The organism is Acinetobacter sp. YH12069 (assembly GCF_013419675.1).
GTDB lineage: Bacteria > Pseudomonadota > Gammaproteobacteria > Pseudomonadales > Moraxellaceae > Acinetobacter > Acinetobacter amyesii.
Window position 1 is genome coordinate 32,165 of sequence record NZ_VOZS01000022.1, and the last position, 11,102, is coordinate 43,266.

The 11,102-nt window shown below is 40.6% G+C and carries 16 protein-coding genes, 1 rRNA gene and 2 pseudogenes; 11 read left to right on the forward strand and 8 right to left on the reverse strand.

Going from position 1 to position 11,102, the window contains the following annotated elements; translation table 11 throughout:
* Positions 1–29 precede the first annotated feature (29 nt).
* The 5 genes from FTU16_RS13875 (at position 30) to FTU16_RS13895 (ending at position 2,887) form a co-directional block, all read left to right on the forward strand.
* Positions 30–401, forward strand: a complete 372-nt coding sequence (locus FTU16_RS13875; RefSeq protein WP_078194269.1) for a hypothetical protein — start codon at positions 30–32, stop codon at positions 399–401.
* A 10-nt stretch (positions 402–411) separates the two neighbouring features.
* On the forward strand, positions 412–1,086 hold the full coding sequence (locus FTU16_RS13880) for an LrgB family protein (RefSeq protein WP_078190106.1): 675 nt from the start codon (positions 412–414) through the stop codon (positions 1,084–1,086).
* A gap of 248 nt (positions 1,087–1,334) precedes the next feature.
* Positions 1,335–1,787, forward strand: a complete 453-nt coding sequence (locus tag FTU16_RS13885) for a DUF2147 domain-containing protein (protein ID WP_168379557.1) — start codon at positions 1,335–1,337, stop codon at positions 1,785–1,787.
* A 60-nt stretch (positions 1,788–1,847) separates the two neighbouring features.
* A complete protein-coding gene (locus FTU16_RS13890) occupies positions 1,848–2,297 on the forward strand; it encodes a DUF2147 domain-containing protein (RefSeq protein WP_168379558.1) in 450 nt (149 codons plus the stop codon).
* Between the two features lie 143 nt (positions 2,298–2,440).
* A complete protein-coding gene (locus tag FTU16_RS13895) occupies positions 2,441–2,887 on the forward strand; it encodes a DUF2147 domain-containing protein (RefSeq protein ID WP_180163495.1) in 447 nt (148 codons plus the stop codon).
* Positions 2,888–2,940: 53 nt separating this feature from the next.
* On the opposite strand, the gene FTU16_RS13900 is transcribed toward FTU16_RS13895, so the two are convergent.
* The 5 genes from FTU16_RS13900 to FTU16_RS13920 form a co-directional block, all read right to left on the reverse strand.
* Positions 2,941–3,786 (reverse strand): symmetrical bis(5'-nucleosyl)-tetraphosphatase, encoded by an 846-nt coding sequence (locus FTU16_RS13900; RefSeq protein WP_180163496.1) that lies wholly within the window; start codon positions 3,784–3,786, stop codon positions 2,941–2,943.
* Positions 3,787–3,792: 6 nt separating this feature from the next.
* Positions 3,793–4,605 carry a 16S rRNA (adenine(1518)-N(6)/adenine(1519)-N(6))-dimethyltransferase RsmA gene (gene rsmA, locus FTU16_RS13905; RefSeq protein ID WP_180066995.1) on the reverse strand — a complete coding sequence of 271 codons (813 nt, stop codon included), beginning with the start codon at positions 4,603–4,605 and terminating at the stop codon, positions 3,793–3,795.
* Between the two features lie 30 nt (positions 4,606–4,635).
* Positions 4,636–5,493, reverse strand: a complete 858-nt coding sequence (locus FTU16_RS13910; RefSeq protein WP_180066997.1) for a pilus assembly protein PilJ — start codon at positions 5,491–5,493, stop codon at positions 4,636–4,638.
* Between the two features lie 21 nt (positions 5,494–5,514).
* The gene (gene pdxA / locus FTU16_RS13915) at positions 5,515–6,498 is read right to left on the reverse strand and encodes a 4-hydroxythreonine-4-phosphate dehydrogenase PdxA (protein WP_180163497.1); all 984 of its coding nucleotides are present in this window, start codon (positions 6,496–6,498) and stop codon (positions 5,515–5,517) included.
* 227 nt (positions 6,499–6,725) lie between these two features.
* A complete protein-coding gene (locus tag FTU16_RS13920; protein WP_180060224.1) occupies positions 6,726–6,968 on the reverse strand; it encodes a hypothetical protein in 243 nt (80 codons plus the stop codon).
* Between the two features lie 191 nt (positions 6,969–7,159).
* Here FTU16_RS13920 and rplM point away from each other — a divergent pair, with 191 nt between their 5' ends.
* Together rplM and rpsI are read left to right on the forward strand one after the other, a co-directional pair.
* On the forward strand, positions 7,160–7,588 hold the full coding sequence (rplM, locus tag FTU16_RS13925; RefSeq protein ID WP_004722943.1) for a 50S ribosomal protein L13: 429 nt from the start codon (positions 7,160–7,162) through the stop codon (positions 7,586–7,588).
* Positions 7,589–7,600: 12 nt separating this feature from the next.
* The gene (gene rpsI / locus FTU16_RS13930) at positions 7,601–7,987 is read left to right on the forward strand and encodes a 30S ribosomal protein S9 (RefSeq protein WP_078190115.1); all 387 of its coding nucleotides are present in this window, start codon (positions 7,601–7,603) and stop codon (positions 7,985–7,987) included.
* A 62-nt stretch (positions 7,988–8,049) separates the two neighbouring features.
* Here the strand turns inward: rpsI and FTU16_RS13935 are convergent, their stop codons facing one another.
* Positions 8,050–8,295: a hypothetical protein gene (locus tag FTU16_RS13935; protein WP_180163498.1), complete on the reverse strand. Its 246-nt coding sequence runs from the start codon at positions 8,293–8,295 to the stop codon at positions 8,050–8,052.
* A gap of 164 nt (positions 8,296–8,459) precedes the next feature.
* Here FTU16_RS13935 and FTU16_RS13940 point away from each other — a divergent pair, with 164 nt between their 5' ends.
* The 3 genes from FTU16_RS13940 to FTU16_RS13950 are packed head-to-tail and all read left to right on the forward strand — an operon-like array spanning position 8,460 to position 10,229.
* Positions 8,460–9,113, forward strand: a complete 654-nt coding sequence (locus FTU16_RS13940; RefSeq protein WP_180163499.1) for a glutathione S-transferase N-terminal domain-containing protein — start codon at positions 8,460–8,462, stop codon at positions 9,111–9,113.
* Positions 9,114–9,140: 27 nt separating this feature from the next.
* On the forward strand, positions 9,141–9,569 hold the full coding sequence (locus FTU16_RS13945; RefSeq protein ID WP_180041717.1) for a ClpXP protease specificity-enhancing factor: 429 nt from the start codon (positions 9,141–9,143) through the stop codon (positions 9,567–9,569).
* 18 nt (positions 9,570–9,587) lie between these two features.
* On the forward strand, positions 9,588–10,229 hold the full coding sequence (locus FTU16_RS13950; protein ID WP_180041715.1) for a hypothetical protein: 642 nt from the start codon (positions 9,588–9,590) through the stop codon (positions 10,227–10,229).
* Between the two features lie 141 nt (positions 10,230–10,370).
* Here the strand turns inward: FTU16_RS13950 and FTU16_RS13955 are convergent.
* A pseudogene (locus tag FTU16_RS13955) lies at positions 10,371–10,711 on the reverse strand (IS3 family transposase); the annotation flags it as partial.
* 32 nt (positions 10,712–10,743) lie between these two features.
* Between FTU16_RS13955 and FTU16_RS16565 the strand changes: the two are divergent.
* A pseudogene (locus FTU16_RS16565) lies at positions 10,744–10,869 on the forward strand (hypothetical protein); the annotation flags it as partial.
* 123 nt (positions 10,870–10,992) lie between these two features.
* On the opposite strand, the gene rrf reads toward FTU16_RS16565, so the two are convergent.
* Positions 10,993–11,102, reverse strand: a 5S ribosomal RNA gene (gene rrf / locus FTU16_RS13960); the annotation flags it as partial.

An 11,102-nucleotide genomic window follows, 5' to 3' on the forward strand; every position in this document is an offset into this window, starting at 1 on the left:
GATTAGTATAATTTTAACGAAAGACAAAAATGGACTGGATCAAGCGCATCGACTGGAAAGCCTGGATAGGCACCATTGCATTAATTATTATTTTCCGTGAAGGCGCGGTCTGGGTCATGAAGCAATTCAATCACCCAGAATTAGGCAATCTAGTCGGTTTGATTGCCCTCTTGATCGTGCTTTCATTTTGGAGAAAATTCAACAAAATTCCAGCCAGTTTGGTCGATACCAATAATAAAATCATGAAAGAAAGTGCCTTTGCCTTCTTACCCATTAGTGCAGGCTCATTGCTGATGATGATGCATTTAGGTGATGAAATTCCAATGTTTTTGATTGTTCTCTTTGTCAGCACCCTCATACCGCTGTGGGTCTACGCAAAAATGTCTAAGAAATGGCTATAGGAGAATCAACATGCTTTCAATCATCTCTGGATTCATCATTACCCTGATCGCCTATCTTGTCGCAAAACCTATTAATAAAAAATTACCGCAAATCCCCGTGATTGTGATTGGGATGTTTTTCGTCATTGGTATGCTCTATCTTTTTGGCATTTCCTATGAAAGTTATATGGCACAGGTCAATCCACTGTTCAATAACTTACTCGGCTATGTCACAGTGGCCTTGGCCATTCCTTTAGCAGCAATGCGCTACGATGACTTGCCATTAAAAGCCGTGGGCGGGATTTTAGTCTTTGCCAGTATCAGTGCCGTTGCCCTCCCTATGGGGCTGGCTTATTTATTGCATTTGTCAGATCCAACCATTATGGCTTTTGCTACACGGGCAGTGACCACCCCAATTGCCATCAACATTGCGACGCTGCTGCATTCCCCGATTCCTTTGGTGATTTTGATTGTGATTTTATCAGGGGTGATTGGCGCAGCATTTTCACCCATCATACTCAAAAATATTCATGATGAACGTGCATCAGGACTCGCCTTAGGACTTGCTGCACATGCGATTGGCACAGCTCAAGCTTGGCAGCGCGGCAGCATTGCTGGGCGCTATGCAGCATTTGGCATGGCGGTAAATGCAGTCTTCACAGCAATCTGGTTGCCAACTTTCATACTCTATCTACAAAATATGTGACTGAGCAATCACTTTTAAATGATTGTTTTGTATAAAAAATAAACTTAATATAAATTCAAGGGTACGCCACAACACATTGAACGATGTGCTGTGGATGTTACATTTTTGGTAAAGTCACTTTTGTGCAACATGTCAACTTTCCCGAATAAAATGTAAATATTTATGCTTAGAGTAGTTGCTCTAAGTTCAAATATTACCTAGTATGATCAATAAACCCTCACAAAGTGTATTGATAAAGGATTATTAATATGATCGAAAAAAGTTTGAAATGGGCTGCATTATTCGGTGCCGTAGTCACAAGCTCTGCACTTTATGCTCAAGATCTTACAGGGACTTGGCAACAAATTGACGATAAAACCGGTTCGCCTAAAGCACTGATCGAAATTCGAAAAGATGCCAAAGACACCTATACCGGCAAAATTGTCAAAGTGACGCCACGTCCGGGTTATACACCAAAGGAAAAATGTGTGAATTGCCCTGCACCTTATACCAACCAGCCTATTTTAGGGATGGATGTATTTAAGGGGCTGAAACTTGAAAGGGAAAATACCTACTCTCAAGGGAAAATTATTGATCCTTTGGCAGGCAAAATTTACAGCTTAAAAGGCAAAATTTCTGCCAATGGTAAGCGCTTACATTTACGTGGATATCTGGGGATTTCCGCGATTGGTCGTACACAGACATGGATTCGCGCTGAATAAATTTTAAATTTATTCAGTAAATTGATTTGACATAGGTGAACCACCTACAGGGAATATCTGATGAAAAAATTAAAAGTGAGCCTCTTATTCTTAGCTGCTGTAATGAGTGGTTCAGCTTTTGCTCAAGACCTTTCAGGGACTTGGCAACAAATTGATGATAAAACAGGTTCACAAAAAGCCATTATTGAAATCCGTAAAGAAAGTAATGGCACATTCGTGGGTAAAATCATCAAAGTGACGCCGCGTCCGGGCTATACACCACGCGACACCTGCGTAAACTGCCCTGCACCCTACAAAAACAAGCCAATCTTAGGCCTTGATATCTTAACAGGTTTAAAACATATTGAAGGCACTAATAACTACGACAAAGGCCGTATTATTGACCCGCTTTCAGGCAAAGTTTACGACACAAAAATCCGTTTAAATGCCAGTGGGAAACGCCTAACTTTACGGGGTTATATGGGTGTTTCTGCACTTGGTCGTAGCCAAACTTGGATTCGCCAAGAGTAACCTCAAACAAGTAAAAAAACCGCCGACATGGCGGTTTTTCTTATTCCGAATATCTTCAAATTATTTTTAAATTAAAGTTGACTATTCTCATAAACTTTCTAACATACGTGCTCATAAATCATGCTTCTCGGGGAAAAGCGATTATGTTTAAAAAAATATTATTCAGCCTATGCACATTCGGTTTGATGAATGTCGCATTTGCAAATGACATTGCCGGCACGTGGCAACAAATTGACGATAAAACAGGAGCTGCCAAAGCGATTATTTCGATTCATAAAGAATCCAATAATACCTATACCGGTAAAATTATTAAAATTACACCACGTCCGGGCTATACACCGCAAAAAAACTGTAATAAGTGCCCTGCGCCTTATACCAACCAACCAATTCTCGGTATGGAGATTATTAAAGGTTTAAAACAAGTTAATGACACAAATAATTATGAAAAAGGCCGTGTTATCGACCCATTGGCAGGTAAACTTTACGATGCAAAAATTCGTTTGAATAGCACGGGGAAACGTCTCACTTTACGTGCAAGTATTGGTGTTTCAGTACTTGGCCGTAACCAAACTTGGATTCGTTTAGACTAATCCTCACACCAATAAAAAAGCCGCATCAATGCGGCTTTTTTATTTTTAAATACTTACATTACAGGATTATCGACAGCAAACATGTGCTGATCTTCTAAACGATAGGCCATCAACTGATTGCCCCAGACACATCCGCCATCCACATTTTGGATTTTTGCTGAAATGCTTTTTCCTTGTAAAGCAGCCCAATGACCAAAAAGAATTTGATGGGTCTGAGCTGCTTGTGACTCAAACTCAAACCATGGCTTAAAACCCTTCGGCATAGGGTCATCGAGTGAATCTTTAAAACTGAACTCTAATCGACCTTCTGCATCGGTTAAGCGCATGCGGGTCAAATAGTTGGTAATACAGCGTAAGCGCGCATGACCAGACAAATCATCCGACCATAGGTTCGGCTCTTTACCGTACATCACTTGAAGAAACGCATCGACCACATCAAAGTCGTCATGACCAATCACCGCTTCCACTTCCTTTGCCAAGTCTGCGGTTTGCTGCGCAGTCCAATTCAAAGGAATACCCGCATGAGTCAAAATGGTTTGCTCATTCGGAAATAGACACAGCGGCTGCTTGCGTAACCAATCAATCAAATCATCACTTTCTAAAGCGTGAATCACATCATCGATATTGTCTTTAGGATTGATATCCTTAATACCACGAGCGCATGCCAGCAAAGTCAGATCATGATTGCCCAGTACCGTCGCCGCAACTTCACTATCCACTAATTTTTTGATGAACCGCAAAGCGCCTACCGTGTTTTCACCCCGTGCGACGAGATCACCGGCAAACCATATAAAATCTTGGTCTGCATCAAACTTGATCTCTTTCAGTAAAGCTTTTAATGCTTCAAAACAGCCTTGAACATCACCAATGACATAGTTATAGCGAATATTGCGAGTCATAATTATTTAAGCCACCATTTGATCTGCTAATGCGACAAATTCTGCAAGTGTTAGGGTTTCAGGACGCGCCATTGGATCAACCCCTGCATTTTCAAAACCATCTTCAACCAACATGCCTTTTAAGCTGTTACGCAAGGTCTTGCGGCGCTGAGTAAAGACATGTGAAACCAAACGCGCAAGCGCTTTTTCATCTTTCGCCACAATCGGTTTAATAGCATAAGGCTCTAAACGGAATACCGCAGAGGTGACTTTTGGCGGCGGATTAAACGAACCCGGCGGCACTTCAAATAAAAACGTCGGTTTACAGAAGTATTGGATCATCACCGATAAACGGCCGTATTCTTTGGTATTCGGTGAAGCGGTAATACGGTCCACGACTTCTTTTTGCAGCATGAAGTGCATGTCTTTGACTTTGTCGCCAAACTCCAAGAGATGAAACAGCAGCGGTGTCGAGATGTTATACGGCAAGTTGCCAACCACACGCAGTGGACGGCCTTCGGCAAACAGCTCGGTAAAGTCATATTTCAGCGCGTCGGTTTCAACAATGGTCAAGCGCTCGGGATGAGGCACACGGCCCGGCAAACCTGCGGCTAAGTCACGGTCCAGCTCAACCACAGTTAAAGCATCGCATTCACCAATTAAAGGCGATGTAAGCGCAGCAAGACCGGGACCAATTTCGACAATATTGTCACCAGTACGCGGATTTACCGAACGCACAATTTTGGCAATAACACGTTGATCATGTAAGAAATTCTGTCCAAACCGCTTACGCGTGTGATGCCCTTCATCTTTTGGGTTTAGGGCATTAATTTGATACATAAAATTCTCCGCATAGGTTTATTACAACGATTACTGACTTGATTCAAATTCACTCAAGCGAGCAAAAATTTCTTCGGACTTGGTCACATTATCCCGAGCCGCTTTAATTACACTGAGCAATGGCTCTCTTTGTTGCAACAAAGCCATTGTTTCAGATTTCATCATTTCTTCAGTTTCCGCCTGAATAGAGAGCAAACTTTCACGCATTTCAGCATTGTTTACGCGCTCTACACCCAGTTCGGGATTACCATTCAGTTGAGCCTTCAAATAAAGATTGAAAGTTTCAAAATCTGCTAAAAAGTCATCTAAATCGTCTGGATGAATAGAATTCACATCATTTAACTTCAGCAAAGAACTCAACATTCGTCCCGCAATATAGACTTGATTTTTGGCAATCATTGCTTGAATAGCTGAATTGTTTACTCTAGCCATCTTATCAGCCAGAATGTTATATTCAGCTTGAATACCCGGAATGGTTTCACTTACAAGAAGTTGAGATTCATATAGCGCACTCAGGCTATTTTGATGCTGTACAAGCAGATCAATATTAGCATTGATTGCCTGTCCATCTTGAAGCATTTTATCAGCACCATCACGATTCGCATATTTTTTATGCACCGCAGTCAGCGCTTGATTAAATTTTTGCTGATTATGTTTAAAGCCATCCACGGCAGCCGGTGATGCAAAACGTATAAATCCTTCCGTCTGTTTTGGAATTTGCAGCGATAATACTTTTAATTCACAAGAATGATGATCTGTAGCGAGCGTTGAGCATGCTGACAGCATCAACGCTAACGCAATCCCAAAAAATGGGCGAATGATCGATTTCGCCCTAAGCATCTTGTTATTTTCCTGTTTTATTTTTGATAATTTTTTACTATTATTCATATAAAATTCAAACCTTTATTATTAAGTTTCGTTATTTTTCGCACTTGCTAATTCTAAAGCCAAATCAACCGCCACCTGTAAACTCGAACTTTTAGCAAGACCAGTTCCAGCCAGTGACAGTGCTGTGCCGTGATCCACTGAAGTCCGAATAAACGGTAAGCCCAAAGTGATATTGATGGCTTCGCCAAAGCCCTGCGACTTTAACACAGGTAAGCCCTGATCGTGATACATCGCCAAAACCGCATCGGCATCTTTTAAATTTTCAGGGGTAAATAAGGTATCAGCAGGTAAGCTCAGGCTCATATTCACCCCTTGAGCGCGATAACGCTCTAGCACCGGATTGATCACTTCAATCTCCTCCATGCCCAAATAGCCATCTTCACCCGCATGCGGATTTAAACCGCAGACTAAAATATGCGGATGATCTTTTTTAAATTTGGTTTTTAAATCATGAATTACAATATCAATGACTTGATGCAAACGTTCTTGAGTAATGGCATCGGCTACATCACGAAGCGGTAAATGTGTAGTTGCCAATGCGACACGGAGCGTTTTGGTCGCAAGCATCATCACGACACGATCAACGCCTGCAAATTCTTGATAAAACTCCGTATGTCCGCTGAAATGGATACCGGCATCATTAATAATCGACTTTTGCACAGGTGCAGTTGCAACACCTACACTTTTGCCAGACATCGCATAATCTGCAGAACGACGTAATTGTTCCAACACATAGGCTGCATTATTCACATCTAACTGACCTGCAATAACAGGTGTAGTTACAGGTACATGTTCCACATAAAGCTGACCTAGAGCTGCCGAACCCTCCTGCCCAACATAGTCAATCAGTTCAACTTCGAGCTTTAACTGTTGAGCACGCTTGAGCAGCAAATCTTTATCAATAAGAACCACAAGTGGCCTTTCATCTATTCGATTGGCTAAGCTCAAACAAATATCAGGTCCGATACCTGCGGGTTCACCGCTCGTGATATATAAAGGCAGCATGGGTCTATCCTGTGTGTGCAATAGCATTATTATACTGTGTGATGCACATGACAGACCTAATTTTATTGACTAAAAATATCGGACTAAAACTCAAAAATAACCGCGTTGTGCGACATTGTATGGAATGAAATCGAAAGCAAAACCTGAAATGCCAATGATCCAAATCAGTGCAATAAGAATTACAATGCCGCGCTGAACGGTCGGTACATGCTGCGGGTAGTTCGTTATCAGCCAAAAAACATACCGCCCACAAGCAATAATCCAATCAACAGATAAACCAATAAATAACTAAGGAAAAATAAAGTGAGCATCATTAACAAAACGATGATTGCGCCATCCGCCCCATGCAAAGACACCAAATACAAAAAAGTTGGGCTTAAAATCAAGGTGCTACATAAGCCCATTAAATACCACCAATGTCGCCAAAATAAGGGGTCAGGTGTGGTTTTTAACAGATTAGAATTCGACATGATTTACATTCACCCGCATTTTTTATAATTTCTGGATTATCTGCTGTTTATTGCTGAAGAAATATACTACAATACAGCGCTTGAAATTTTATATTTTCATTTGTGATTCTTCACGTATTCGTATAGAATCGCGTCTCCTTTTGTTTGGACAGCTTCCATAGTCCAAACCAACTATAATAGGTAGTGGTTTAATGAAAACTCTCAGCGCTAAGCCAGCTGAAGTTCAACACGACTGGTACGTTGTTGATGCTTCTGGCAAAACTTTAGGTCGCCTTGCGACTGAAATCGCTCGTCGTTTACGCGGTAAGCACAAAACTTCTTATACTCCTCACGTTGACACTGGTGACTACATCGTTGTTATCAATGCTGAGCAAGTTCAAGTGACTGGTAAAAAATCACTTGATAAGAAATATTATCGCCACACTGGTTTCCCTGGTGGTATTCGTGAAACTAATTTCGAAAAATTAGTTGCTCACAAACCAGAAGAAATCTTCGAACGTGCTGTAAAAGGCATGTTGCCAAAAGGTCCTCTTGGTTATGCAATGATCAAGAAAATGAAAGTGTACGCTGGTACTGAGCATCCACATACTGCTCAACAGCCACAAGTTTTGGACATCTAAGGGATACAGCACATGGCTACTAACTATGGTACAGGTCGCCGTAAGACCGCAACTGCACGTGTTTTCCTATCAGCTGGTACTGGTAAACTCGTAATCAACAACCGTTCTTTAGAACAATATTTCGGTCGTGAAACTGCTCGTATGGTTGTTAACCAACCACTTGAGCTTTTAGAAGCTACTGAGAAATATGACCTTTACATCACTGTTGCTGGTGGTGGTATCGGTGGTCAAGCAGGCGCTATCCGTCACGGTATTACTCGTGCATTGATCGCTTCTGACGAAACTCTTAAACCTGCTCTTCGTCAAGCTGGTTTCGTTACTCGTGATGCTCGTGAAGTTGAACGTAAGAAACTTGGTTTACGTAAAGCTCGTAAACGTCCTCAATTCTCTAAACGTTAATTCGTTTACCGAATCGGACAAAAAACCTTGGCTTATGCCAAGGTTTTTTTATATCTTGATTTTTATGAAGATGATGCAAATATAACAACGAACCGATAAACCAAGAGACTCAAACTCGCAATTAAGCATATAACCGACAGTGTTAGTGTAATTGTACAGATGGTGATTTTGTTTTTTTGTTCAGGGCTATCATCCTCTGCTCCATAATCAGAGGCATAACCTCCAGCGAGTGCCGTATAAAAGCCAATGCCCATAAAAATAACAGCAGCTAAAAATAATAATTTTTGTACAAGTGCAATGGTCATCATGCGGTGACGATCAGGTAAATGAATGACATGAAAAGCTATCAGATAAAATCAAATAAAACAAAACTGTAATTTTCACTGTAGCTGCATTGATATTGCTAAAGTCCCCGTGATTTTACTGTCTAATTTTAGTATCCTATCTTATTCATTTCTCATCGTCTCGGATTATGTCAGTCGAAAATGCACCTCTTCAAGGGATTACGCTTTACAGTCATGCGGATGACTTTCGCTCACACTGGATACGCTATGTACTTGCAGAGAAGCAAATCAAACATAATTTAATTATTGCTGATGATGAAGACGAAGATCTTGCAAGTTTAAATCCCTACAATCAACTTCCGATGATGATTGAAAATGGCCTAAAACTCTATAAAAGCAGTATTATTGCCGAATATCTGGATGACCGATATCGTCAAAATAAACTGTATGCAGATGCACCCATGCCTCGTGCAGAGCAACGTCAATATGTATGGCGCTTCGAACAAGATTGGTTAAGACTGGCTGATATTATGCTTCGCCATCCCGATACCCTCGATGAAAAAGCCAAGCAAAACGCACAAAAACAATTACGTGATACACTCATTTCACTAACCCCCTTGTTTCAGCATTATCCTTATTTTATGTCTGAACAATTTAGCATGTTAGACTGTATGCTCGCGCCTATATTTCTGCGCCTAAAAGCCATGGGTATTGAGCTTCCCAAACAGCAATGCCGCCCTATATTTCTCTATTGCCAACGCATCTTTAGCCGTCCAGCATTTATCAAATCAATGACATTGCAGGAAAAAAATCGCTATAGCGAGCTTTTAGTAAAAAATTAATTTTCCATAAATATTCGAGTAAGCATTATGTCTGAACAGGAACTACAACTCACTCCAACACGTCCATACTTAACACGGGCACTTTATGAATGGATTTGTGAAAACCAACTTACCCCCTACCTACTTGTCGATGCGACACAGAATGGTACGATGGTGCCAGTTCAATATATTCAAGATGGCCAAATTGTCCTGAATATCGCACCTCATGCAACGCATGCGCTACACATGAGTAATGAGACGATTACTTTCTCTGCACGCTTTGGTGGCGTTTCGCAAAACCTCTATATCCCCTTTTCTGCTGTTCTAGGCATCTATGCACGTGAAAATGGTCAAGGCATGTTCTTCGATCCTCAAGAATATGAAGGTATTCAGAATGATCAAAATGCTTTAAAATCAAACGACCAAGAACAACAAGAGCAACCGAAGAAAAAACCGGGTTTAAGGTTGCTCGATTAAAGAATAAGGAAGCGAATAATGGCTTTTGATTTAGTACAATATTTTGTCGAACAAATAGAATCTCAAAAGCCTACGCTTTTAAGTCATTTAAATCGTGAAGAAAAACGACAACATTTACGTGAAATTAATGCTTTAACCTTAGGTGAATTGATTCATCAGCTACGCATTAATGGTGAAAAGGTTTATCAAGAAATTACTCAGCCTGATGAACTCTATATTCAGGAAGTTTCACGTCATCTCACCACCAACCCTTCAAATGCATCAACATTAGAACGCTCTGAACTCGAAAACCTAACTACAGAAGTTTTTCATTTACAATTAAATGAATTAAAACAACTTCATGATACAGGCTCACATTCACCGCAAAGTATTCGAGAATTACTCAACGGACAAATTGAACATCTTTCTGGTCAAGCGGATGATTGGGTTTGGTCAACAAACAACCTAACAGAGCTCCTTGGTTCTAAACCAAATCTTCAAGAAGAGATATCATTAGAGGCATCAATGAAGGAGTTCAATCAAATGGTTAATCAACAACATACACAAGAAGACGTAACAACTGAAGTACAAGTACCGACTTGGTCAAAAATTGTAGAGCCAGTAGTTGCAGTGGTGATTCTATGGATTTTGGCATCTGCAGCATGTAATATTTTTGCTTAATTGACTTCATTTCTCTAAATCTATGACCTGCTTTTTAAGCAGGTTTTTTTTAATCGAATATTTAGGATATTGATATTTTAAATATAAAATTTACCCGATAAAGGTAGCCAAATAATGATCCCAGGCAGTATCGTGGACAACCTATCCCTCTAAATTCTTAAAATATTTCTGCTCAAAGGCTTCTGGGCTTAACCAACCATTTGCAGAGTGCCTTCTCACTCGATTGTAGTAAATCTCAATATAGTCAAACAAGACAACATTGGCTTCTTTTCGGGTCAAAAATACACTGCCATGTACCACATGACCTTTAAATGTGTGAAAGAAGCTTTCTGTTACTGCATTATCCCATGAGCAATATACTGCGCAAGGCCTCGTCTAGACATGCTTTGGATGCAGTTATTCATCAATAATAGCGCTCTAAAATCACGACTACAGTGCTGTGAGCCTTGGTCAGAATGGACCATGATATTCGTTGGATACCCGCCCACAATTCAAATTATGCAGTCATTGGCTTATGTTAGCCTGGATGATTTCAGAAGAACGAACCATTCATGAAATTTTAAATAAACCCTTTTATCATCCAACTTTAGAAGAAGGGTTAAGAACTGCATTAAAGCATGCACGACGTCAGTTAAGATAATTTTATCGTTTTAGGTCGATTTATAGCGTTGGATTTCCAACGCTTTATTATCGCCCCTTTTTATCTTTTTTCCACACATAAAAAAACACCCCCTGCACTAGTCAGAGGGTGTTTCGAATAATGAGCTGGCGATGACTTACTCTCACATGGGTAACCCCACACTACCATCAGCGCTAAGAGGTTTCACTTCTGAGTTCGGGAAGGGATCAGGTGGTTCACTCTTGCTATTGTCG